The following is a 24,081-nucleotide window of genomic DNA, read 5'->3' on the forward strand; positions in this document are numbered from 1 at the left end:
CAAGCGTGGAGGACGATCATGCGGACATGGCGACTGCTGGATTTGCCGCCCCTGACGGCGGCGGAGAACATGGCCCTGGACGAGGTGCTGCTGGAGCTCAAGGGCGAGGGGGCCGACGTGCCCAACACCCTGCGGTTTCTGCAATTTTCACCTCGGGCCGTGCTGGTCGGCTTCCACCAGTCGGTGGCCGAGGAGGTCCGGGTGTCCTACTGCCGGGCCAACGGCATCGACATCAACCGCCGCATCACCGGCGGCGGGGGCCTGTTGTTCGACGAAAGCCAGATCGGCTGGGAAATCATCTGCGACAAGGCCTTCTTCGACCTGGTGGTGCCCACGGACCGGCTGTTTCGGGAATTGTGCCGGCCCGTGGTCGCGGCCTTGCGGGCCATGGGCATCGACGCCCGGTTCCGCCCCCGCAACGACATCGAGGTGGCCGGCCGCAAGCTCTCGGGCACGGGCGGCACCGACCACGAGGGGGCCTTCCTCTTCCAGGGAACGCTGCTGACCGACTTCGACGTCGAAACCATGCTCAAAAGCCTGCGCATCCCGGTGGAAAAGCTCAAGGCCAAGGAGGTCGACTCGGTCAAAAAGCGCGTGACCTGCCTGGCCTGGGAACTGGGGCGCGCCCCGGAGCCGGCCGCGGTCAAGGCCGCCCTGGCCCGGGCCTTCGCCCGCCACCTGGGCGTGCGCCTGGAGCCGGCCGGGCTCACCCCGGAGGAGAAACGCCTCCTGGCCGAGCGCCTGCCCTATTTCCGCTCGAAGGAGTGGATCGACCTGGTCAACCCGAAATACGAGAAGACCGAGGTGGTCCAGGCCGCCTACAAGTCGCCAAACGGCCTGGCCCGCTGCACCCTGGCCGTCAACCTGCCCCGCAAGGTGCTGAAAAACGTCTTTATCACCGGCGACTTCCTGTCCTTTCCCAGCCGGGCGCTTTTTGACCTGGAAGCGGCCCTGCGCGGCCTGCCGCTTAACGCCGACATCCTGTGCGGCGTCATCCGGGGCTTTTTCGACGACGGCCGGATCGCCATCCCGGGCATGGAGGCCGAGGACCTGTGCAAGCCCATACGCCAGGCCCTGGAAAAGGCCGCCATCGCCCGCCACGGCATCCCGCTCGAATACTGCAACCAGATCAGCCTGACCAACGGCAGCTTCGACGAGGTCATCGCCCACAAGCCCTCGGCCCTGCTGCTGCCCTACTGCTCCAAGCTCAAGGACTGCGACCTGCGCTTTTCCAAGGACTGCCGGGCCTGCGGCCAATGCACCGTGGGCCAGGCCTGGGCCATGGGCCAGGAGCGCAACATGCGAAACGTCTGCGTCACCAGTTTCGAGGACCTGTTAAACGAGCTCGCCGCCCTGCGCCGGGACGGGGCCAAGGCCTTCATCGGCTGCTGCTGCCAGCCCTTTTTCACCAAGCACGTGGACGATTTCGCCAAGGCCGGCCTGCCCGGCATCCTGGTCAACATCGACGACACCACCTGCTACGACCTGAGCCAGGAAGACGAGGCCCACCAGGGCAGCTTCGCCAGCCAGACCCACCTCAACCTCGGCCTGCTGGCCGCCGTGCTGGACGCGGCCCGGGCCTGAGGACCGCCATGGAAACGCTGCGCTGCGACGTGCTGGTGGTGGGGGCGGGGCCGGCCGGGTCGTGCGCCGCCCGGGAGGCGGCCAAGGCCGGGGCCGAGGTGCTTCTCGTCGAGCGCCGGCGCCAGGTCGGGCTGCCGGTGCAGTGCGCCGAATACATCCCGGCGCCGCTTGTGGGCGAGGCCGGCGTCGGGCGCGGCTACGTCGTCCAGGAAGTGGCCGGCATGCGCACCTGGCTCCAGGGCGGCCTCATCCAGGAACTGCCCGCCCCGGGGCTCATGATCAACCGCGACCGCTTCGACCAGGCCCTGGCCGAAGCGGCCAGCCAGGCCGGGGCGCGCCTGCTCCTCGGCACCGCCGCCACCGCCCTGTCCGGCCAGCGCCTGACGGCCACGGACGCGGACGGCCGGCAGCTGGCCATCACCGCCCGGGTGGTCGTCGGCGCCGACGGCCCCCACTCCCGGGTGGGCCGGGCCATCGGCTCGGTCAACCGCCACTGCCTGCCTGCCGTGCAGTTCCGGGTGCGCCTGGCCAAGCCGCTCACCCACACCGAGGTCTTTTTCGACGACCGCCTCCACGGCGGCTACGCCTGGCTGTTCCCCAAGGGCGAACAGGCCAACCTGGGCCTGGGCATGCTGCGCCCGGGCCCGGGCCTGCCCGGGATCGTGGCCGTGCTGCGCGCGCTTTTCGCCGAACTGCGGGCCAAGGGTCGCATCGCCGGCGAACCGCTGGGGAGCCGCGCCGGCTGGATTCCGGCCGAGGCGCCGCGCCGGGTCGTTGCCGGCGGCGTGCTGCTTGCCGGCGACGCCGCCGGCCACACCCATCCCATCACCGGGGCCGGCATCTTCCAGGCCGTCATGGGCGGCAAGCTGGCCGGCCGCTGGGCGGCCCGGGCGGCCCTGGCCGGCGATACCGGGCTGCTGGGGGGCTATCAGGAGGAATGGGACGACTTCTACGGCGAAACCCTCGCCCGGGCCCACGCGAGGCGACAGCTCCTGGAAAGCAGCCCGGGGCGGCTGGACGCCGTCATCCGGCGCTGCTGGGTGGGGTTTCGGGAGTATTATGCCGAAGCGTAAGTCGCGGCTGGAGGCCGCCCGCGAACGCTCCTTCGAGCACCACGGCCGCCGGATCAGTTTCCACCTGCCGGGCATGTTCCTGGCCGGCCGGACCCGGGGCCGCTATCCGGCCGTTTCCATCACCGGCGAGGCCTGCGCGCTTTCCTGCGACCACTGCCGGGGCAAGCTCCTGGCGCCCATGCTCAAGGCCACGAGCCCCCAGGCCCTCGTGGACAAATGCCGCGCCCTGGAGGCGGACGGTCATCTGGGCGTACTGGTCAGCGGCGGCTGCGGCCCGGACGGCAGCCTGCCCTGGGCGGCGTTCTTGCCGGCCCTGGCCGAAATAAAGGCCGCAACCGGGCTTTTCGTCTCGGTGCACAGCGGCTTCGTCGACCGGGAGACGGCCCGGGGCCTCAAGGCGGCCGGCGTGGACCAGGCCCTGGTCGATGTCATCGGCAGCGACGACACCTACCGGGAGGTCTACCACCTGGACAACGGGCTGGCCCGCCTGGAGGCTTCCCTGGCCGCCCTGGCCGAGGCCGGCCTGCCCGTGATCCCGCACATCGTCTGCGGCCTGCACTACGGCGCGCTGCGCGGCGAAGCCCGCGCCCTGGACATGGTGGCCGCCATCGACCCGCCGCTCGTGGTCCTCCTGTCGCTTGCCAACCTGCCGGGCACGCCCATGGCCGCCGTGGCCCCCCCGCCGCCCGAGGCCGTGGCCGAACTGCTTATCGCCGCGCGGCTGCGCCTGCCCCGGGCGGAAATGAGCCTGGGCTGCGCCCGGCCCCGGGGCGTCGAGCGCCTGGAAATCCTGGCCGTGGAAGCCGGCGTCAACCGCCTGGCCCTGCCTTCGGACGCGGCCCGGCAGCGGGCCGCAGAACTGGGACTGGCCGTCGACTACCGCCGGACCTGCTGTTCGGTGCGCCACGGCCCGACCGAAAACCCGTGGTGACAGCCGGCCCGGCCGGACCTCGCCCGGACGGGGCCACCGCGCCCCTGGAGCCCATACCGATGGAAGCGTCGCAACACGCCACGCAACGCGAGCACCCCCGGGAAAGCCCGGACTATCTCCGCCTGAGCCTGGCCGCCGCCATGACCCTGGGCTTTTCCCCCGGGCTTTTCTACCGCGACGCGCGCCTATATTGCGTCAACCTGCTGCTGACCTACCCTTCGGGCTGCGCCGCCCGCTGCGCCTACTGCGGCCTGTCCGGCAAGCGGCCGGGCGAGGCGGCCGCCACGAGCTTCATCCGCGTCGCCTGGCCCAGCCATGCCCTGGGCGACATCATCGCGGCCATCGCCAAGCGCCAGGACAGGGTCAAGCGCATCTGCATCTCCATGCTGACCAACCGCCGCTGCGTGGAGGACACGGAAACGGTCTGCCGCCGGCTGCGCCAAAGCTTCGACATCCCGGTGTCGCTCCTGGTCTCGCCCACGGTCATCGATGGGAACGACCTGGCGGCGTACAAAAAGGCCGGCGCGGACAAGGTCGGGGTGGCCATCGACCTGGCCACCCCGGAGCTTTTCGACCGCTACCGGGGCGCCGGCGTGGGTGGCCCCCACCAGTGGGACGCCTATTGGCAACGCCTGGGCCAGGCCATCGACACCTTCGGCCGAGGCTTCGCCGGCGCCCATTTCATGGTGGGCATGGGCGAGACCGAGGCGGAGATGTGCGCCGCCATGGCCCGGGTGCGGGAGATGGGCGGCAACACCCACCTGTTCTCCTTTTTCCCCGAGCCGGCCTCGGCCATGGCCGGCCATCCCCAGCCGCCCATGGCCCAGTACCGCCGGGTCCAGCTGGCCCGCTACCTCATCGACGCCGGCCGGGCCCGGGCCGAGCGCTTCGTTTACGACGACGCCGGCCGGATCGTGTCCTATGGCCTGCCCGAGGACATCGTCGCCGCCGTGGCCGCCTCGGGCGAGCCTTTCCGCACCAGCGGCTGCACCGGCTACGACGGCCAGGTCGCCTGCAACCGGCCCTACGCCAATTCGCGGCCCGGCCCGGACATCCGCAACTACCCCTTCAAGCCCGACCGCAACGACATCCGGCGCATCCGCCGGCAGATGGAAGCGGACCCGGCCGGCCAGGCCCGGGACACGGCCACCTTGGCCCCTGAACAGGCGGCCGCTGCGGCCGGCGCCTCCTGAAGGCTTGGCCCACCGCCGCAACCGTACCAGCAACCCGCAACGCTTTTGAGGAATGCCGCCATGTCCCTGGACGAACGCATCATCACCGAAGCCATTCTCGAGACCTATTTCGCCAAGTTCAAATCCTGCCTCGACCTCGACGTAGCCGTGGTCGGCGGCGGCCCCTCGGGGCTTGTGGCCGCCATGTTCCTGGCCCGGGAGGGGTTCAACGTCGCGCTGTACGAACGCAAGCTGTCCCTTGGCGGCGGCATGTGGGGCGGCGGCATGACCTGGAACACCATCGTGGTCCAGAAGGAAAGCGTACGGCTGCTTACCGACGTCGGTGTGCCGGTGACCCGGTTTCGCGACGCCTACTACACGGCCGACGCCGTGACCGCCACCACCACCCTGGCCGCGGCCGCCTGCCAGGCCGGGGTCAAGGTTTTCAACTGCGTAAGCGTCGAGGACGTGGTGCTGCGCGAGGCCGACGGGGCCAAGCGGGTGACGGGGCTGGTGCTCAACGCCTCGCCCGTGGAGATGGCCGGCCTGCACGTGGACCCGGTGGTGGTGGGCGCCCGGTACGTGATCGAGGCCACGGGCCATGCCGTGGAGGTGCTCAAGACACTTGTGCGCAAAAACGACGTGGAGCTGTTCACGCCAAGCGGCGGCATCGAGGGCGAGCAGTCCATGTGGGCGGAACTGGCCGAAGCCAACACCGTCAAAAACACCCGGGAGGTCTTCCCGGGCCTGTACGTGGCCGGCATGGCCGCCAACGCCAGCTTCGGCTCCTACCGCATGGGCCCCATCTTCGGGGGCATGCTGCTGTCCGGCGAGAAAGTCGCCCGGGACATCGCCTGCCGGCTGCGCGACCGCCATGAACGCGTCTGACCGAACCGTATTTTCGGAAACGTTCGCAACGACACCAAGGACAATGGGTCCGACACCACAACAAAGGGGTTTGTTATGAGCGAAACGATGCGCGCCGCCGTCTGGCATGGGAAAAAGGATGTCCGCGTGGAGACCGTGCCTGTTCCGCCGCCCCCCGCCCCGGGCTGGGTCAAGATCAAGGTCGCCTGGTGCGGCATCTGCGGCTCGGACCTGCACGAATACCAGGCCGGCCCGATCTTCATCCCGGTGGGCGCCCCCCATCCCCTGACCGGCAAACAGGGCAGCCTCATCCTCGGCCACGAGTTCACGGGCACGGTGGTGGAAGTGGGCGAAGGCGTGACCAGCCTGCGGCTGGGCGACCGGGTGGCGCCGGATGCCTGCCAGCATTGCGGGGTGTGCGGCCCTTGCCAGGTCGGCCGCTACAACGTCTGCGAAAAGCTGGCCTTCACCGGCCTGCACAACGACGGCGCCTTCGCCCCCTACGTCAACGTACCGGCCGAGCTGTGCTACATCCTGCCCGAGGGCGTGGGCTTCGAGGCCGGGGCGGTCATCGAGCCCTTGGCCACGGGATTCAAGGCCGTTCGCGAGGCCGGTTCCATCCTCGGCGACACGGTGGCCATCATCGGCGCCGGCACCATTGGCCTGGGCGTGCTGCAGGCGGCCAAGGCCGCCGGCGCGGGCAAGGTCATCGTGCTGGAGATGTCGGCCGCCCGCACGGCCAAGGCCTGGGAATGCGGGGCCGACGTGGTGCTCAACCCCAAGGAATGCGACCCCGTGGCCGAGGTGAAAAAGCTCACCGGCGGCAGCGGCGCCGACGTTTCCTTCGAATGCGTCGGCCACAAGCTGACCGGCCCCTTGGCCGTGGACCTCATCCGCAACATCGGCAAGGCCATCATCGTGGGCATTTTCGAGGAGCCCAGTTCGTTTAACTTCTTCAGCCTAAGCGGCACGGACAAGACCGTCATCGGCACCCTGGCCTACACCATCCGCGACTTCAAGGGCGTGGCCACCCACCTGGCCAGCGGCCGGATCAAGGCCGAGCCCCTCATCACCGGCCGCATCGGCCTGGAAGACATCGTGGAAAAGGGCTTTTTGGAGCTGATCAACAACAAGGACGAAAACATCAAGATCCTCGTCAAGCCCGAGGACTAGCCGCCCCGCCGGGGCGCCCGCGCCGACCGTGGGCGCGGGCGCCCCCAAGGCCACCACGATCGAGCACTTGTAAACCGGCCGGCAGTCACCGTCATCGGCCGGAGCCTTTTGCGCCAAACCACCGTGCCTTGCCGTCGGCCGACGCCGCCTGGCAGACCGGGTTCGCCTTCACCGGCCATCCCGACTCGCCTGACGCTTCGCACGGCCCCGTCTCCCCTGCCAAGCGGTTGGGGACCGCCCCCCGGGCAGGGCGCGTCGGCCTGCCGGCCGAGGCGCACCAAAAGGCCGCAACTGTGGATTGTTCGGCGTATTTCGAAACCAAGGATCCGGACAAGTCGCCGGATTGCGGTACCTTCTGCCATTCCTGGCTCATCGGCGACCCGGTCTTCGCCCTGGGCCTCGCCATGCCCCTGGAGGGCGAAATCGATCGCAAGGTCTTGCCGACGCGCGAGAAAACCGCCGACGGCCTCAAACTCAAGCCCGACTCGCGGCCGCCCTACCAGAATAAATGGAAAACAGAGAGGCCGACCACGCCCTAAGGCCTCACCCTCGGGACGAAACGGCCGTTTCCCCAACCGGAGCGGAAGGAGGCAACCCTCCTGTCCCGAGGCTGCCGGCATGGCGGCCGTCCCGACCGGCGGGTCCGATGACGGATGCGCGCCCGGAAGGTTGCGTCCCGGGCTTCGGGTCTTGCCGCCGCCATTCGGTACTGCGGCCGATACGAGGTACGACTGGATTCGGCCCGGGCCAGGCCGCGCCGATGGGCCGTCTGGGCACGCTATCAGGAGCCGTTCAGGGCAGCCAGTGCGTCCATGCGGACAAAGCGGTAGGCGCCGCTGCCGGCGAGGTGCTCCAGAAAGGCCGCGTAGGCCGCAAGCATGGGGGCGTTGCCGGAAAACCGCTTCTCGCAGTGGGTCAGAAGCACCACCACGCCGCCGCTGCGGGCGATGGCCGCGGCCGTTTCCTTCCACAGGGCCAGGATGTCCCCGGGGCTGTACCCCATAAACAGCAGGCTGCCGTCCCGGGGCAGGCTGAGGGGTATCTCCAGCAGGCCCTCCAGGGCGAAGGGCCTAGCCGTGGCGCAGCCGTTGTTGGGCACGGGAAAGGGGCCGCCGGAAGTGGGAATGCTGCTGTCGAACCGGCAGCAGGCGGCCACGTCGTGCAAAAGCCCCCGGCTGCGCAGCAGCGACGGCGCCCGGTAGCCGGCCATGCCGAAGCGCCGGGCCAGATCCAACGACTGCTCCAGGCGGTGGCGCCGGGCCGGCCCCTCCAGCAACCAGGTGGTGTTGCCGTGGTCGTGGCCGTGGATGCCCAGGCCATGGCCCCGGGCCGCGATCTCCCCAAGCAGCCCCTCATCCAGGGGCCAGGCCTGCGGCACGACGAAATTCATGGACCGGGCGCCGTGGGCCTCTTCCAGGGGCAAGAACAGCTCGACCACGTTGGCCAGCCCCTCGGCCGAGTCCAGGTCGTGGCTGAGCACGACCGGGGTCGGGCCGGCCGGCCGGGCCGCAGCTTCCGGGCCGGCCAGGTCGGCCAGGAAATCGGCCCCGAGGTCCAGCGGCCACAGGGGAAAACGGGCCCAGTGATCCTGCCGGCCGCGCAGGCGCCGGCCCATGGCCTTGGCCACGAACTGGCGCACCACGGCCGGCAGGACATGGTAGGAAAAGGGCAGCCGGCTGCTGACCGGGCGCTCCTCGGGAAACGCCCGGCATTCCCGGACAGCGGCGGCGGCTGCCGCCGCCCCGGGCAGGGCCAGGCCATCGGGCAGGCGCAGGTTGCCCTGGCTGTCCAGGCCGGCGGCAAGCCCGCTGGCCTCCAGAAACGGGCGGGGAAGCGACAGGGTCAGGCCCTCGGCCCAGGCCAAGCCGGGGTTGTCGCCGATGCGCACCGGCCGCACCGGGATCATGTCGGCAAGCGCGATCATGAGGCCTCCCCGGCGGCCCTGGCCGGCCGGGCCTGGGCAAGGGTCAGCAGGTCGTGGCGCAGCTTGCCGAACCGGTGCGGCACCTCGGCCTCGCGCCGGGCAACCACCAGGCCCGGCCCGGCGGCGAGGGCCTGCTCGAAGGCCCGGCCGGCCAGAAAACGCGGCAGGATGAACATGTATTCCAGGCGGTCCTCCAGCACGGCCGCCGGCACCGAGGCGCCGTAGACGAGCCGGGCCAGCCTAAGCAGCGCCCACTCCAGGGCCGGGCCGCGCAGGCCGCGAAAGGCGCGCCTGGCCAGGCAGAGCAAGCGGTTGTGCGGGCCGTCCACGGGCAGGGTGGCCAGGACCAGGCCGCCCGGGCGCAGTTCCGCGGCGATCTTGGCGAAAAGCGTTTCGGTCGCGGCCGGGATCAGGTGCAGGGTGGACACCGAACAGATGAGGTCGAAGCCCGTGCCGTCGAAGCGCAGGTAATCGCCGCACACGAATTCCAGCCGGTCGCCGAGCCCGGAGCCGGCCAGGCGGGCCGCCGCCTGGCGGATATTGTCCTCGGAGATGTCCACGCCGACCATGCGCGCCTCGGGAAAGAGCCCGGCCAGGGCGAAGAGCAGTTCGCCCGTGCCGCAGCCGATGTCCAGGACGCGGAGGGGGCTGGCGGCGGGGAAAAGGGGCCCCGCGGCCGCGAGCAGTTGGGCGCAGCCGCCGGGCATGGCCCGGAAGGTCCTGTCGGTGTAGGTGGCCTCGGCCTGGGGCATGGGCATGGTCGTGTCGGTCCTCCGGCTGGGGGTGCGGGATGGCGTCCGCCCCATGGGCGCCGCCGGCCTCAGGGCCTGGGGCCGTTCCCGGGCTTGCCCCGGCCCTGGTCGAGGCCGAGGCTGCCGCTGACGAAATACAGGGGCCGGCGCATGGTTTCCTGGTAGATGCGCGACAGGTATTCGCCGAGGATGCCCATGAGCAGGAACTGGATGCCGAAGAAAAAGGTCATGACGAACATGAAGCTGGTCCAGCCGGGCATGGGCGTGCCGGTGAGCCACTGGGCCACCAGATAGACCAGGAAGCCGAGGTTGCACACGGCCACCCCCAGGCCCAGATGGGTCATGAGCCGGATGGGCACCGAGGAAAAACCGATGAAGGCGTCGTACATGGCCCGGATCATCCGGCTGACGGTCCAACCGGACTTGCCGGCCAGGCGACGCCGGCGCTCGTAGGCCACCACCTCCTGGTCGAAGCCGGTCCAGGCGACCAGGGCGAAGGTGATGCGGTTGTGTTCGCGAAAGCGCCGCAGGTTTTCCACCACGGCCCGGTCGGCCAGAAGGAAGCTGCCGGTGGTGAATTTCGAGCCCCGGGGCATGGCGTAGCGCTGGAGCAGGCGGAAGAACAGGTCGCTGGCGAAGACCCGCCAGGAGGCGTCCTCCCGGCTGGCCCGCTTGCCCCAGACGATGCTGGCGCCCGCGGCCCAGGCCTCCAGGAACCGGAGCACGACTTCCGGCGGGTCCTGGAGGTCGGCGGCCAGGGTGCAGTAGACGTCGGCCTCGGCCAGGTCGAAGCCGGCGCACAGGGCGATGTGGGCGCCGAAATTGCGGGAAAGGCGCACGCCCTGGAACCGGGGGTCCTCGGCGTGCAGGCGCTTGATCACGGTCCAGCTGCCGTCGCGGCTGCCGTCATCCACGAACAGCACCCGGGCGTCGCAGCCCGAGCCGTCCAGAAGCACCCGCCGCACCTCCTCGGCATAGGCGGGCAGCCCCTCTTCCTCGTTGAAAACCGGGGTGATGATGACCAGCCGGGGCCGGGCCTCCCGGTCGGCCGGGTCGCCGGGCAAGCGGTCGGCGGTTACCATGGCCGAAACTCCGGGCCGAGCAGCGCGGCCAGTTCGCGGTTGGGCTCGGCGTAGCGCCCGCGCAGCCACTGCCGGGTTTCCTCGGTCAGGGGCGGCGCGTCCGGCTCGCGGCTGGGATTGATCCGGCCCAGGTCCAGGGCGTCGCTGGGGCGCGGCTGCACGCCCAGAAAGGCGTGGACGCGGCTGAGGACCGCCTCGGGGCCGTCGCAGAGATCCTCGAAGCGCAGGCACAGGATGCGCTCGGCCGCAAACAGGGCGTAGTACGGGGCCAGCAACCTGGCGTAGAGGCCCCGGGAGAAATAGGCGTTGGGGTGCACGAAGCGCAGGCTTGCGTCGAGGTTGGCCTCGCGGGTTTCCTCCAGCTCCAGGGCAGTCTGGAAATCCTCGTCCTCATGGCCGTTCATGCGCGACCAGACGTAGTTGGAATAGGCCCGCTCCACCGGGTCGCGCAGGGTAAAGAGGAGCTTGACCCCGGGCAGGCAGTCGCGGATGCGCCGGGCGCATTCCGGGTTCTCCAGGTAGTACGAGCCCTTCTCGCCATAGACGCAGGCCGGGTCCGGGTCCGGGAACCAGGTCGCCCGGTAGTGGTCGAGGCCCTTGGCGTAGAGTTCGTCGCGGTGGAAGAACTTGGGCTCGGGAATGAACGGCTTGGCCATGACGATGGCCGGATGGCGGTCCAGGGCGTGGCAGAACCAGGTGGTGCCGCTTCTGGGCGCGCCGCCGATGATGAACTGGGGGATGTCGGTCATGGCGCGCGGGCTACTTGCCGGAGGTGCCACCGGCCGGGGCGGCCGGGGCGGCGGGGCTCTCCGGGTCGATGCGTTCGGCCATGCTGCGCCACAGCAGGCGGTGTTCGCCCGAGGCCATGTCCTCGTCGAGGTGTACGGCCAGCACCTTGCCGATGACCCAGGTATGGCTGCCCAGAAACTGCATGTGCTCCACGGCGCACTCGAAATTGAGCGGGCATTCCTTGAGCACGGGCGGGCGCACGTGCTTGGAGGCCACCCGGGTCAGCCCGGCCTTGGCGAACTTGTCCAGCCCGTCGCGGCCGGAAAGCGAGCCGCAGATGATGACCTTCTTGGTCATCTCCGGGGAAATGACCGGCACGTTGAGAGTGAACTCCCGGCTGGCCTCAAGCAGGGTCAACGAGTAGCGCGGCCCGTCGCCTCGGGTGGATTCGCCCTTCGTGAACATGGGAAAGCCCAGCATGAAGGGGTAGGCGTTGACCACCACGGTGCAGGCCACGGACATGACGTTGTCGCGGCTGCCGTCGCCTGTGGCGAGCAGGCCCACGGAGCTGGGGAAAAAGCTCGGCCACCAGCCGCCGTAAGCCTCGTGGGGGACGTCCTTGATATCCTTGACGCGCTTGCCGTCGGCAAGCTCCCCTTCGAAAAAGCCCGTTTTCTCGGTCGGATACTGATAAAACGGCGTATAGCCCTTGCCCATGCCCCCTCCCTGTGCCAACCGGCGCCCGTGTGGCGCCCCTTTCAAAAGAAATCGAAATATTTAAGAAAAGATTGTTATGCCCAGGCGTTGCACCGGAACAAACCCATTTTCTTTTCGAGGACGCGGCACGCCCCGTTTCCAGCCGCGCCGACGCGCTCCCCGCAGGCAACGCAGGCGGATGTATGCCTTTTTCGGCCGAGACTACCGTATTTCCCCGAGGAAGCAAGCCTAGCCGGCCAGGGCGCGGCCAAGGCCCTCCACGACCCGGTCCACGTCCGCCTCGGCCATGGACGCGTACAGCGGCAGCACGATGCCCGAGGCACTGGCCCACTCGCTGTGGGGCAGGCAGCCTTCGGGCCAGGCGTCCTGGTAGGGCGGTTCCAGATGGGCGCACATCACGGCCCGGCGGGTGCTTATGCCCTGGTCCTTGAGCGATTGCATGACGGCCGTGCGCCGGGCCGGTTCAGCCAGCCCGACGACGAAGCTTTGCCAATTGGTGCGGCCCCAGGCCGGCTCGCCGGGCGCGGTCAGGCCGGGCAGGCCGGGCAGTTGCTCCAGGTAGCGCGCGGCCAGCGCCCGGCGCCGCTCCACGATGCCGGCCAGGCGGCCGAGCTGGACCAGGCCCACGGCGGCCTGGATGTCGGTCAGGCGGTAGTTGTAGCCGGTCTCCAGGTAGCGCTCGAACACGACCGAGGCGCTTTTGTGGCGCTCGGCGTCGGACACGCTCATGCCGTGCTGGCGCAGCAGCCGGAAGCGGCGGTCATAGTCGGGGTTGGCCGTGGTCAGCATGCCGCCGTCGCCGGTGGTGATGACCTTGCGGGGGTGGAAGCTGAAGCAGGCCACGTCGCCGTGGGGCCGGCCGACGGGTTCCAGGGTCGTGCCGTCGGCGCCCAATAGCGCGCTGCCGGCGGCGCAGGCCGCGTCCTCCACCACCGGGATGCCCAGGGGCCGGGCCAGCCCCAGGATGGCGGCCATGTCGGCCGGCATGCCGATCTGGTGCACGACCAGGATGGCCCCGACCCGGCCCACCGGCCCGGCCAGGCCGTGCAGCGGGCTTTGGGGCCAGGCGGCCAGGCGGGAAGCCTCGCCGTACCAGGGCCGGCCGTCGCGCAGCGTGCAGGAAGCCTCGAGGAAGCGGCCAAGCTCCCGGGGGTCGAGGTTGCCGCTGGCCGGGTCGATATCCAGGAAAACCGGTTCGGCCCCGCAACAGCGCACGGCATTGGCCGTGGCGATGAAGGAATGGCTGACCGTGACGACCACATCGCCCGGGCCCACGCCCACGGCGGCCAGGGCCAGGTGCAGGGCGGCCGTGCAGCTGGACACGGCACAGGCGAAGGGGCTGCCGACCACGGCGGCGAAGGCACGCTCGAAGGCGGCCACGCGCGGGCCCTGGGTCACCCAGCCGGAGGCCACGGCCTCGGCCGCGGCCCGGGCCTCGGCCTCGCCCAGGTCCGGCAGGGCCACGGGTATGTCGGCCATCACCGCCCTCCCCTGGCGTCCCGGGCGGCAAGCCACGGCTCCGCCGGCACGTCGTTCCAGTTTTGCGGCTGCATGGAGGCCAGCACCGCTTCGGTCGGGGCCACGTGCTCGCGAAACCAGGCGATGGTGCGCGCAAGCCCCTCTTCGATACCGATTTGAGGCGAGGTGCCAAGCAAGCCGCGCAGCTTGGCCGGGTCGCCGAAAAGCCGCAGCACGTCGCTTGGCCGGCCCGGCAGGTGCACGGCCGCGACGCCGCCGCCGATGGCGGCCAGGATGGCCTCGACCACCCGGCGGATGCTCACTTCCTCGCCGTGGCAGACGTTGACGGTCTGGCCGGCGGCTTGCGGGCAGTCCATGAGCCCGATGAGGATGGCGGCCGTCTCGGTGACGTAGGTGAAATCGCGGGTCTGGCTGCCGTCGCCGTAGATGACCGAGGGCTGGCCGGCCAGGGACAGGAGAATGGCCCGGGGGATGAGTTCGCCGAGGACCCCGGCATAGTGCTCCCGTGGGCCGTAATTGTTGTGGGGCCGGGCGATGACCGTTTCCAGCCAGCCGGCGCGCTGGAAGACCTCGGCGTAGTATTCGCCGGTGAGCTTGGAGGCGCCGTAGATGGTTTCGGGCTTGTAGTGGTAGAGCTCGGGCATGGGCACGATGTCGGCCGTGCCGTTGACCTCGGAGCTCGAACAGTACAGCAGCCGGCGCACGCCCGCCCCGGCCGCCGCCTTGAGCACGTTGAGCGTGCCCGTGGCGTTGACCTCGTGGACTTCGGTGGGCCGCCGCAAGCTCAGGCGCACGTTGCGGCAGGCCAGGTGAAAGACCTCCTGCGCGCCTTCCAACAGACCGTCCAGGGCGGCTGCGTCGCGGATGTCGGCCGCGACCACCCGCACCCGGGGGTTGGCCGCGTGGTGGGCCAGGTGCTGGCGCTTGCCGCTGGAAAAATCGTCCACCACCAGCACGTCGCGGCCGGCGGCGACCAGGGCGTCGACCAGGTGGCTGCCAATGAAGCCGGCTCCGCCGGTGACAACACAAAATCCTTGGCTCATGCGTCAAGCTCCCGGGTGATGCGGGCCACCTGCCCGGCCACCTCGCGGACCTGGTCCGACGTGAGGAACGGGCACATGGGCAGGGACAGGACCTCGCGGGCGGCGGCCTCGGAGGCGGGGAAATCCCCCGGGCCGTAGCCCAGGCCGGCGTAGCCCGGCTGGAGGTGGACCGGCACGGGATAGTGCAGGCCGGTCTGCACCCCGGCTTCCTGGAGGCGCGCCTGGAGGGCGTCCCGCCTGGGGTGGCGCACCACGTAGAGGTGGAAGGCGTGGCGGCAGTCCGGGGCCTGCCAGGGGATGGTCACCCCGGCCTCGGCCAGGCACTGGCCGTAGAGGGCGGCATGGGCCCGGCGGGTGTCGTTCCAGGCCGGCAGGCGCTTGAGCTTTACGCGCAGCATGGCGCCCTGGATGCCGTCCATGCGGTAGTTGTAGCCGAGCAGTTCGTGGTGGTAGCGCTTCTTGGCGCCCCAGTCGCGCAGCATGCGCAGCTTTTCGGCCAGGGCCGCGTCGGCCGTGACCACCATGCCGCCCTCGCCGCAGGCGCCGAGGTTCTTGCCCGGATAGAAGCTGAAGCAGGCCATGGCCCCGAGCGACCCGGCCGGCCGGCCCTTGTAGGCGGCGCCGTGGGCCTGGCAGGCGTCCTCGATGACCGTGAGCCCGTGCGCCTCGGCCAGGGCCAGCAGCGGGTCCATGTCGGCGGTCTGGCCGTAGAGGTGGACCGGCAGGAGGACCTTGGTGCGGGGGGTGATGGCTTGGGCGGCCAGGGTCGGGTCCATGGTCATGCGGCCGGGCTCGACGTCCACGAACACGGGCCGCGCGCCAACGTAGAGGATGGCCGCAACCGTGGCCACGAAGGTGTGGGGCACGGTGATGACCTCGTCGCCCGGGCCGACGCCGGCGGCCAAAAGGGCCAGGTGCAGGGAGCTCGTGCCGGTGTTGACGCCGATGCCGTGGGCCACGCCGCACAGGGCGGCGAATTCGTTCTCGAAGGCGGCCACTTCCGGGCCAAGGACGTACTGGGCGCTGGCAAGGACGCGTTCGGCCGCGGGCAGGGCCTCGTCCTTGATGGCCTCCCACTGGGCGCGCAGATTCAGAAACGGAATCATATCGAATCTCCCAGCGGGACCGGGCTCCCGCCCTGCTCCAGGGAGCGGTTGGCGGCTTCGAGGATGCGCACGATGCGAAGGCCCATTTCGCCGGAGGTAAAGGGCGTGGCCTGGCCGCGCAGGCACTCCAGGAAATGCCCGGTTTCCCGGGCCAGGGCCTCGGTGCGGTCGTAGCACGGGGCGAGCATGTCGCCGGTGCGGTAGCCGATGCTGATGGCGTAGGCGTCGTCGCTGCCGCATTCCATGGTGATGCCGCTGTCGTAGATCTTGATTTTTTCGCTGGGATGGAGGTCGTCGAAGACCACCATCTTGCGGGTGCCGCTGATGAGCGTCTGGCGCAGCTTGACCGGGGAAAGCCAGTTGACGTTGATGTGGGCGATCAGCGGCGAGTCGTAAAAGACCGTGAGGTAGCCGAGGTTTTCCGGCCGGCCGGGGACGTTGCGGATGCCGGTCGCCGCCACGCGCACCGGTTTTTCCGGCAGGATGTAGTCCATGATGGACAGGTCGTGCACGGCCAGGTCCCAGAAGACGTTGACGTCGCACTGGAACAGCCCCAGGTTCACCCGGGTGGAGTCGTAATAGTACAGGTCGCCGAGCTCGCCGGAACTGACCAGGTCGTGGATCTTGCGCACCGCGCCCATGTAGACGAAGGTGTGGTCCACCATGAGCGTGAGGTTTCGCCGGGCGGCCTCGTCCACCAGGCGCTTGGCGTCGTCGCTGTTGTCGGTCAGCGGTTTTTCCACGAGGATGTGCTTGCCGGCGGCCAGGGCCTCCATGGCAAGGGCGGCGTGGCTGCCCACCGGGGTGGCGATGGCCACGCCGTGGATGTCCGGGTTGCGCAGCAGTTCGCGGTAATCTTGCGTGACCGCCACGGACGGGGAGGCCCGACGCACGGCGGCCAGCCGGCCGGGGCGCAGGTCGCTGACCATGACCACCCGGCAATCCGGCTGGGCCATGAAATTGCGGACCAGGTTCGGCCCCCAATAGCCGTAACCGATGACTCCGATTCCTATCATGTCGTCATCCAAGGCACTGTAGTGCCGGTGCTGGGCGTTGTTGCCGCATGGCGGGATGGCCTCAGGCCGGGGAACCCAGGCGGCGCACCAGCCTGGCCGGCACGCCGGCCACCAGGGCATGGTCGGGCACGTCCCTGGTGACCACGGCCCCGGCGCCGATCATGGCGCCCTCGCCGATGGTCAGGCCGCACAGGATCACGGCCCCGCTGCCGATGCTGGCGCCCCGGCGCACCACGGTGGGTTCCATGACCCAGTCCTCGGCCGTGAGCAGTTGCCCGTTTTTGCTCGCGCGGGGGTAGCGGTCGTTGGTGAAAAGGACCCCGTGGCCGACGAAGACATCGTCCTCGATGACCACGCCCTCGCAGATGAAGGTATGGGAGGAAATCTTGCAGCGGCTGCCGACCGAGGCGCCGGCCTGTATCTCGACAAAGGTGCCGATCTTGGTCATCTCGCCGATGGTGCAGCCGTAGAGGTTCACCAGTTCCGGGTGAAAGACAATGCTGCCTTCACCGATACGCACGTTGGCGCTTATGGGCATCTCCACCTCGGTTCGTCCGCCCGGCCCGGCCGCGCGCCCGTCGCCGGCACCGCCTGGGGCGGCACCGCTTCCGGGCAAGGGACGGCTGGCGTTCTAGCAAGTTTGCTACGGTTTGGAAAGCGCGCCCTGGCCGGCCTGATCGCCCAGCTGAAAGAGCACATCCCCCTGGCGGCGCGCCAGTTGGGCGCCCCGGCCGTAGAGGGCAAAGCGCAGGACGGTGTCCGCCGGCCCGGCCGGCCCCAGGTCCAGGGGGCATTGCAGGCCCACGGGCGTGCAGCCGGAGGGCGGGCTTTTCATGGCGAATAGCTCGCGAAAGCCGCCGTCCGGCTCCTGGCGCAGGACCTGCAAGCTGGCATTGGGGCCGCACAGGCGCGGGAAGAAAAGCGTCCCCGGGCCGGCGGCACCGACCGCCACGGTCAGGCTTCCGGGCCGGGCGGCGTCCACCGGGCTCACCGTGGCAAAGCCGGCCGCGTCGGGGGGTTCCACAGCCAGGTTGTCCTCGCCCAGGGTCCGCTGGCCGGGCAGGGCCGTGTCCACGAAACCCTGGGGCAAGGTCGAGGTATAGAGCCACTGGGCGCAGTCGCTTTCCTCGTCGGCCGCGCACACGGCCAGGCGCGTTTCCTTGAGTTGCAGGGTGCGCAGGATCGCCAGGTTGGGCCGCTCCTCGTCGGTGTCCACGCGCAGGACAAACCGCACGGTCAGGCGCCGGTAGGGCTTATCGCGCCGGATAGTGGCGGCGAAGGAGCTTCTGGGGTCCTTGCCCAGGCTTTCGAGCAGGGCGACCGGCGCCTCGTCGTCGAAGGCGTATTCGCAGCGCAGGCGGTTGCCCGGGGCCTCGTTGGCGAAGCGGAACCAGACCTGGATGCTGTGGCGGTCGCCTCCGGCCTGGTTTTCCAGGACATATTCCAGGCTGCCGGGCTGGCCGCGCCGGGTGGCCACGAGGCCGTACCCCCAGAACGGATGGATGGTCAGGTCGCGCAGGGCATGGGCCTGGCGGCACACGGACCCGGGGTCGGCGCCGAGGACGGCGGTAAAGGGCGTGGCCTCGACCCGAAGCGTGCCCTGGCGCGGATAGGCGAAGGTATAGAGGGTGCATTCCCTGTCGCGCACCACCCGCTCGGGCTGGCCCAGGCGGGCGAACACCTCGGCCTCGTCGTGGCCGAAGTGGGCGAAATCGTTGCCCGAGGTCAGGAAGTTGAAGCGCCCGACCGTCTCCCCCGGGGCCAGGCCCTGGCGGACGAGGGGATTGGGCGCGGTGAAGCGGTCGAGGTACCAGCCGACCCCCTCGCGAAAAAGGCTCTCCGAGACGGTGGTGACCTGGGAGGCGTCGATCAGGGCCGGCAACTTTCGGGCCACGTCCTTAAACGAAGCGAAGTGGAAAATGGCGGCCGCGTAGCCGTTGACGCCCCCGTAGAAATCGGCCCGGTGGCGGGCGAAAAACGCCCCGCCCGCCGCCAGCGTGGCCACGGCCACGACCAGGCCGGCCGGCGCGCGCCAGCGGCCCCGCGTCGCCAGCGCCGCGCCGAAAACCATGGCCGCCGGGCCGAGCATGAACAGGAAATAGATCGGCCAGACCGTGCGGCCCGAACGCAGGCCAACCAGGGCCGCCACCGGCACGGCCACCACCAGGCCCAGCAGGGCCGCCAGGCGGGCGTCGCGCCGGGCCAGGCGCCAGGCCCCCACGGCGGCCACGGCCGCGAACGGCCAAAACCCGGCCATGGTGCCGGTTGGCGAGGCCACCAGGGCCACGGCGGACAGGGCCGTCTCGGCGGCGGCAGCCACGGTGTCGGCCTGCAAGCCGGCCTCCTTGCGGCCAAGGAAGCTGACCAGAAACGGCAAGACCGGCAACGCGCCAACCAGGCTGGCCCCGGCGAACCAGGCCGCCGTGCGCCAGCGTCGCCGCAAGTCGCCCAGGGCGAAGGCGGCCACGGCCACGCCCTCGGCGGCAACCACGAGCAGCCCCAGGTAATGCAGGGCCATGAGCCCGGCATTGGCCAGGGCCAGGGCAAAGGGGCGCAACCGCCCCCGGTCGGCCAGGCCGTCGGCCAGAAGCTGCAAGGCCCACAGGAAAAGCGGCAGCATCAGGACATAGGGCCGCGTCTGGCGCGAAGCCCAGATATGGTAGGGCGAGACGGCCAGATAACCGGCCGCGGCCAGGGCGGCCGCCTGCCCGAGCCGCGGGGCCACCAGCCGGTACAGGGCGTAGACCGTGGCCACGCCGGCCAGGGCGAAGGGGAAACGCAGGGCGAAATCCGAAAGGCCGCAGGCGGAGATGGCCTTGAGCAGCAGATAGAAATAGGGGGAATTGTCGCTGATGCTCAGGGTGGAACGCAACAGCAGGTCGAGGGGCTTGACGGCGTTTAAGACGCTGTACATCTCGTCGGCCCACAAATAGGGCGCATCGAGGCGATAGACGCGCAGGAAAAGCGCCGTGGCCACGACCAGCCACAGGGCCACGGCCCCGGCGACCGATCCGGAGGGCATCCGGGGGGCGGCGGCTGGCGGGAGGCCTGGCGGCGTGCGCGGCTGTTGACTCGGCTCCATGGAGGTCACGGCTTGCTGGCGCCAGGGGAAGGCGTTGGCGCTTTTGGGAAAATACCGACCGTGGCGCTTATCCCAAAAGCCCCGGCCAGGCAAGGGGACCCCGCCGCCACAGGGGACCCCGCCGCCACCACAGGGGACCCCGCCGCCACCACATCGCGGCCGCCCCACCGGGCGCGGCCTCAGGCCACGATGACCTGCTTGCCGACCATCGTCCCCGTGCGCTGGCGCAGGTGGGCCTGGCGGACGGTTTCGGCCGTAAGCCCGGACAGCGTCCGGCCGAGGGTCGTGCGCAGGTGCCCTTCGTCCACGAGCCTGGCCACGGATTCCAGGATCAGCCCCTGGCGGGCCAGGTCGGCGGTGGCGAAAAGCGACCGCGTGAACATGAATTCCCAGCAGATGCGGGCGCTTTTTTGCTTGAACAGCCGAATGTCCAGCGGCCCGGCCGGGTCGTCGATGAGGCAGACCGCCCCTTGCGGGGCCAGCACCTCGGCCATGGCCGCCCAGTGTTCCTCGGCGTGGGTGGTGCAGTAGATCGCCTCCACCTGCTCGAGGCCGGCCGCCCGCAGGCCCGTGGCCAGGTCCTCGCGCCCGATGACGGCCATGGCCCCGAGCTCCCGGCACCAGGCGGCGGACTCGGGCCGGCCGGCCGTGGCCGCCACGGTCAGCCCGGCCCAGGCGGCCAGCTGGATGACCATGGAGCCGACCCCGCCGGCCCCGCCGACAACCAGCAGCCGCGCCCCCTGATTCGCCCCGGCCGCCGGGGTGAAGCCCAGCCGGTCGAACAGCCCTTCCCAGGCGGTCAGGCCCGTCAGGGGCAGGCCGGCGGCGGCGGCCGGGGCCAGGCTGGCCGGGGCGGCGGCCACCAGCCGTTCGTCCACGAGCTGGCTGGCGGCGTTGCTGCCGTCGCGGGCGAGTTCGCCGGCGTAAAAAACGGCCTGGCCGGGGGAAAAGCGCCTGGCCTCGGGCCCGACAGCGGCCACGACACCCCGGGCGTCCCAGCCGAGGATGCGTTCCTGGCCCGGGGCCAGGCGGTCGAAAACCTTGGTGTCCACGGGGTTGACGCCCACGGCCTGGATGTCGACCAGCACGTCGCGCCCCGTCGGCCTGGGGGTGGGGCGCGTCGCGTCGCGGAAGGCTCCGGGGTCGGCGGGGGCGAACCCGCCGGTGGCGATGACGGCGTGCACGGCCGGCCCTCCTTGGCCGCCGGGGGGGCGGTCGCTAGGCCTTGGACCGCCCGCCCGGGGTGGACATCATGTAGATTTCGTGGGGGTCGAGGATGAGCACCACCGAGCCGTCGCCCATGATGGTCGCCCCGGAGATGCCGCGCATGTCGAATTCCGAGAGGTAGGCACCCAGGGGCTTGATGACGATCTCCTGGCGCTCCAGCAGCCGTTCGACAATGAGCCCCAGCCGGCGCTCGTTGTCCTGGAGGATGACGATGGGCACGATGTCCCGCTCGCCCTGGTCCACGGGCAGTTCGAGGACCTCGGCCAGTTCCACGATGCCCAGGACCTCGCCGCGCAGGGTCACGCACTTGCGCTTGTTGACCTCGGTCATGCGCTTGAGCTCGATCTTGGTCGTCTCGGACACGGAATCGAGCGGCAGGGCGTAGATCTGGCCGGCGACCACCACCATCAGCGCGTCGATGATGGCCAGGGTCAGCGGCAGGGCCAGGGTGAACTTGGTGCCCTTGCCCACTTCGCTGGTCACGTTGACCGTGCCCTTGAGGTTCTTGATGTTGGTGCGCACCACGTCCATGCCCACGCCCCGGCCCGAGATGTCGGTGATTTTTTCGGCCGAGGAAAAGCCGGGCATGAAAATGATGTCGATGGCGTCCCGGTCGTCCAGGGCCTTGGCCTCTTCCGGGGTCATCAGGTTCTTTTTGACCGCCACCTCGCGCATCTTGGCCGGGTCGATGCCCTTGCCGTCGTCCTCGATCTCGATGGCCACGGAATTGCCGCGGTGGTAGGCCCGCAGCCACACCCGCCCCACCGGCGGCTTGCCGGCGGCCACGCGCTCGGCCTCGGTCTCGATGCCGTGGTCCACGGAATTGCGGATGAGGTGCACCAGGGGGTCGCCGATGACCTCGACCACGGACTTGTCGAGCTCGGTCTCCTCGCCCTCGGTGATGAGGTTCACTTCCTTGCCCGACTTGCGCGACAGGTCGCGCACCAGCCGGGGGAAGCGGGAAAAGACCGTGGACACCGGCACCATGCGCACCTTCATGATGGTGTCCTGCAAATCGTCGGAAATGCGGGCCATGGAATAGGTGGTTTCGGTGAGCTGCTGGCCGATGTGGGCCACGTCGTTCTTGCCCTCCTCCAGGGAGCGGGCCAGCATGGCGAAGCGGTTGCGGTTGATGATGAGCTCGCCGATGAGGTTCATGAGGTGGTCGAGCTTTTCGTGGTCCACCCGGATGGTGGCCGAAACCTTGGGCTTGGCGGCGGTGTCGCTGCCCGAGGCGGCCGGTTCGGGCGCGGCGGCGGGCTTGGGCGCGGCAGCGGGTTTCGGCGCGACGGCGGGCTTGGCAGCCGGCTTGGGCGCGGGGGCCGGTTCGGCGGCCTTGGGCGGCGTGGCTTGCGGTGCGGCCTTGGGCGCGGGGGCCGGGGCCGGCTGGGCCGCGGCCTGGGGGGGCGCCACCGGTTGGGGGGCGGCTTTGGCTTCCGGTTCGGCCTTGGGCGGCGCCGCCGGTTCGGGTGCCGGTTGGGCCTGCGGCGCGGGCTTGGGCGCGGCGGCCGGGGCCGGTTCGGGCAGCGGCGGCGCGGCCGGGGCGGCCGGCGCCTTGCCGGCGCGCAGCCCGGCCAGGGCGGCGGTCAGCATGTCGGCCAGGATGGCGCATTCCTGGCGCAGCATGTCCAGGAGCAGGTCGAAGGGAAGCCCCTGCTTGCGCGCCTGGGCCACGATGCCGGCGGTGCGCTCGGCCTGGACCTTGAGGTCGGCCAGGCCCATGTAGCCCGAGGAATTCTGGATGGTGACCAGGGCCCGGTACAGGCCGTCGACCATCTCCTTGGAGTCGGGATTGTCGGCCAGCCCGGCCAGGGCCTGGGTCATATAGACGAGCTGCTGGTCGATGGTGCTCTCGAAGACGGCCACGTCCTCGGGGTCGTAGCCCGGGGCAGCGGGCGCCGGCGCCTGGGCGGCCGGGGCCGGCTTGGGCGCAGGCTCGGGTTCGGGCGCTGGCGTGGGTTCGGGCTCGGGCTCGGGTTCCGGCTCGGGCTCGGGTTCGGGCTCCGGTTCGGGTTCGGGGGCGGCTTCGGGCTCGGGCTCGGCCACTTCGCCGTCTTCGGTGGCCTGCTTGAGGCGGGCGACCAGGGGGCGGATATCCAGGGGCTTGGCCGTGCTCGAGGCCGGCTCGATGTGGGAGACCAGGGCCTCGACCTGGTCGACCACGGCCAACAGCAGGTCGACCATGGCCGGCGTGGCCGTGATCTCGCCCTTGCGCACGCGGTTGAGCAGGGTTTCGGCCTCATGGGTGAGGCCGTTGAGTTCCTTGTGGCCGATGATGCCGCTGTTGCCCTTGAGGTTGTGGAAGTAGCGGAAGATGTCGTTGATGCTTTCGGAGCGGCCGTCGCCGGCGGATTCGAGTTCGAGCAGGGCGGCGTTTAAGCGCTCGATGATCTCCCGGGCCTCTTCCAGGAAGTCGGCCATGTGGCCTTCGCCGATGGAGGTCAGCGGATAGGTGTCGGGGGCAAAGGGCGGCAGTTCCTCGAAAATTCTGGCGATTTTGGCCGCGGCCAGGCTTGCGGCCGAAGGCGCGGCCGCAGGGGCCGGCGCGGGCTGCCCGTCGGCCTCGGGCAGGTCGGGCGCGGCCGCGACCGGATCGGCCGCCGCAGCGGGTTCGGGCGTGGCCTCGGGCTGTTTCGGTTCGTCCTCGGCCGGGAAATCCCCGGCGCCCGTTACGGCCGGCGCGGCCGGCGCGGCGTGGGCACCGCCTTCGAGCTGGGTGGCGATGCGGGCGATGACCGGCGCGGTGTCCAGGTTGCCCTCGTTGCCGGTCTGCTCGAGGTTTTCGATCATGGTGCGCAGGATGTCCGTGGCGGCCAGGATGACGTCCATGATTTCGGGGTTGACCGGGATGTTGCCCTTGCGCAGCTCGTCGAGGATGTTCTCGGCCTTGTGGGCCAGGCCGTTGATGGCGTTTAAGCCCAGAAATCCCGAAGCGCCCTTGAGGGAGTGCATGGGCCGGAAGATGTCGTTGAGGAGGCTTAAATTGCCCGGGTTGCGCTCCAGTTCGAGGAGGTTGGGCTCGATGGTTTCGAGATGCTCCCGCGCCTCCACGATGAAGTCGGCGAACAGTTCCGGATCCATGAAATCCTGGCTCATCAAAGCACCTCGCGGCTGTCGAACGGCG

Annotated in this window: 20 protein-coding genes; 7 read left to right on the top strand and 13 right to left on the bottom strand. The window is 70.1% G+C overall.

Going from position 1 to position 24,081, the window contains the following annotated elements; all coding sequences use genetic code 11:
• The first annotated feature begins 18 nt into the window (after positions 1 to 18).
• From ACP59X_RS18500 to ACP59X_RS18530, 7 genes are all read left to right on the top strand, one after another.
• A complete protein-coding gene (locus tag ACP59X_RS18500) occupies positions 19 to 1,584 on the top strand; it encodes a lipoate--protein ligase family protein (protein ID WP_428561248.1) in 1,566 nt (521 codons plus the stop codon).
• 8 nt (positions 1,585 to 1,592) lie between these two features.
• Positions 1,593 to 2,657 (top strand): geranylgeranyl reductase family protein, encoded by a 1,065-nt coding sequence (locus tag ACP59X_RS18505; RefSeq protein WP_428561250.1) that lies wholly within the window; start codon positions 1,593 to 1,595, stop codon positions 2,655 to 2,657.
• Positions 2,644 to 3,588 carry a radical SAM protein gene (locus ACP59X_RS18510; RefSeq protein WP_428561252.1) on the top strand — a complete coding sequence of 315 codons (945 nt, stop codon included), beginning with the start codon at positions 2,644 to 2,646 and terminating at the stop codon, positions 3,586 to 3,588. The genes ACP59X_RS18505 and ACP59X_RS18510 overlap by 14 nt, the downstream gene beginning before the upstream one ends.
• Before the next feature lie 59 nt (positions 3,589 to 3,647).
• Positions 3,648 to 4,781: a radical SAM protein gene (locus ACP59X_RS18515; RefSeq protein WP_428561254.1), complete on the top strand. Its 1,134-nt coding sequence runs from the start codon at positions 3,648 to 3,650 to the stop codon at positions 4,779 to 4,781.
• Positions 4,782 to 4,841: 60 nt separating this feature from the next.
• Positions 4,842 to 5,648: a sulfide-dependent adenosine diphosphate thiazole synthase gene (locus ACP59X_RS18520; RefSeq protein WP_428561256.1), complete on the top strand. Its 807-nt coding sequence runs from the start codon at positions 4,842 to 4,844 to the stop codon at positions 5,646 to 5,648.
• A gap of 75 nt (positions 5,649 to 5,723) precedes the next feature.
• On the top strand, positions 5,724 to 6,800 hold the full coding sequence (locus ACP59X_RS18525) for a 2,3-butanediol dehydrogenase (RefSeq protein ID WP_428561258.1): 1,077 nt from the start codon (positions 5,724 to 5,726) through the stop codon (positions 6,798 to 6,800).
• Positions 6,801 to 7,093: 293 nt separating this feature from the next.
• Positions 7,094 to 7,339 (top strand): hypothetical protein, encoded by a 246-nt coding sequence (locus ACP59X_RS18530; protein WP_428561261.1) that lies wholly within the window; start codon positions 7,094 to 7,096, stop codon positions 7,337 to 7,339.
• Between the two features lie 242 nt (positions 7,340 to 7,581).
• Here ACP59X_RS18530 and ACP59X_RS18535 read toward each other — a convergent pair whose 3' ends face one another.
• The 13 genes from ACP59X_RS18535 to ACP59X_RS18595 all read right to left on the bottom strand — a co-directional run bounded on the left by ACP59X_RS18535 (position 7,582) and on the right by ACP59X_RS18595 (position 24,053).
• A complete protein-coding gene (locus tag ACP59X_RS18535) occupies positions 7,582 to 8,724 on the bottom strand; it encodes a polysaccharide deacetylase family protein (RefSeq protein WP_428561263.1) in 1,143 nt (380 codons plus the stop codon).
• Positions 8,721 to 9,482 carry an SAM-dependent methyltransferase gene (locus ACP59X_RS18540; protein WP_428561266.1) on the bottom strand — a complete coding sequence of 254 codons (762 nt, stop codon included), beginning with the start codon at positions 9,480 to 9,482 and terminating at the stop codon, positions 8,721 to 8,723. The genes ACP59X_RS18535 and ACP59X_RS18540 overlap by 4 nt, the downstream gene beginning before the upstream one ends.
• A gap of 62 nt (positions 9,483 to 9,544) precedes the next feature.
• Complete coding sequence (locus ACP59X_RS18545) at positions 9,545 to 10,558, bottom strand: glycosyltransferase family 2 protein (RefSeq protein ID WP_428561268.1); 1,014 nt, start codon at positions 10,556 to 10,558, stop codon at positions 9,545 to 9,547.
• Positions 10,552 to 11,307: a sulfotransferase family protein gene (locus tag ACP59X_RS18550; RefSeq protein ID WP_428561270.1), complete on the bottom strand. Its 756-nt coding sequence runs from the start codon at positions 11,305 to 11,307 to the stop codon at positions 10,552 to 10,554. The genes ACP59X_RS18545 and ACP59X_RS18550 overlap by 7 nt, the downstream gene beginning before the upstream one ends.
• 10 nt (positions 11,308 to 11,317) lie before the next feature.
• Positions 11,318 to 12,004, bottom strand: coding sequence for a flavin reductase family protein (locus tag ACP59X_RS18555; RefSeq protein ID WP_428561272.1), 687 nt, complete (start codon positions 12,002 to 12,004; stop codon positions 11,318 to 11,320).
• Between the two features lie 228 nt (positions 12,005 to 12,232).
• Positions 12,233 to 13,483 carry a DegT/DnrJ/EryC1/StrS family aminotransferase gene (locus tag ACP59X_RS18560; RefSeq protein WP_428561275.1) on the bottom strand — a complete coding sequence of 417 codons (1,251 nt, stop codon included), beginning with the start codon at positions 13,481 to 13,483 and terminating at the stop codon, positions 12,233 to 12,235.
• Entirely contained in the window at positions 13,483 to 14,526 is a 1,044-nt protein-coding gene (locus ACP59X_RS18565; protein ID WP_428561277.1) for a GDP-mannose 4,6-dehydratase, read from the bottom strand. The genes ACP59X_RS18560 and ACP59X_RS18565 overlap by 1 nt, the downstream gene beginning before the upstream one ends.
• Complete coding sequence (locus ACP59X_RS18570; RefSeq protein ID WP_428561280.1) at positions 14,523 to 15,632, bottom strand: DegT/DnrJ/EryC1/StrS family aminotransferase; 1,110 nt, start codon at positions 15,630 to 15,632, stop codon at positions 14,523 to 14,525. The genes ACP59X_RS18565 and ACP59X_RS18570 overlap by 4 nt, the downstream gene beginning before the upstream one ends.
• Complete coding sequence (locus tag ACP59X_RS18575; RefSeq protein ID WP_428561282.1) at positions 15,629 to 16,648, bottom strand: Gfo/Idh/MocA family protein; 1,020 nt, start codon at positions 16,646 to 16,648, stop codon at positions 15,629 to 15,631. Before ACP59X_RS18575 ends, ACP59X_RS18570 begins: the two co-directional genes overlap by 4 nt.
• A gap of 61 nt (positions 16,649 to 16,709) precedes the next feature.
• Positions 16,710 to 17,186, bottom strand: coding sequence for an acyltransferase (locus tag ACP59X_RS18580; RefSeq protein WP_428561284.1), 477 nt, complete (start codon positions 17,184 to 17,186; stop codon positions 16,710 to 16,712).
• A gap of 105 nt (positions 17,187 to 17,291) precedes the next feature.
• Positions 17,292 to 19,670 (bottom strand): glycosyltransferase family 39 protein, encoded by a 2,379-nt coding sequence (locus ACP59X_RS18585; RefSeq protein ID WP_428561287.1) that lies wholly within the window; start codon positions 19,668 to 19,670, stop codon positions 17,292 to 17,294.
• A 239-nt stretch (positions 19,671 to 19,909) separates the two neighbouring features.
• Complete coding sequence (locus ACP59X_RS18590) at positions 19,910 to 20,914, bottom strand: zinc-binding alcohol dehydrogenase family protein (protein ID WP_428561290.1); 1,005 nt, start codon at positions 20,912 to 20,914, stop codon at positions 19,910 to 19,912.
• 34 nt (positions 20,915 to 20,948) lie between these two features.
• Positions 20,949 to 24,053 carry a chemotaxis protein CheA gene (locus ACP59X_RS18595; RefSeq protein ID WP_428561292.1) on the bottom strand — a complete coding sequence of 1,035 codons (3,105 nt, stop codon included), beginning with the start codon at positions 24,051 to 24,053 and terminating at the stop codon, positions 20,949 to 20,951.
• Positions 24,054 to 24,081 lie beyond the last annotated feature (28 nt).

Origin of the sequence: Solidesulfovibrio sp. DCME (assembly GCF_049995385.1) — a bacterium.
GTDB lineage: Bacteria > Desulfobacterota > Desulfovibrionia > Desulfovibrionales > Desulfovibrionaceae > Solidesulfovibrio.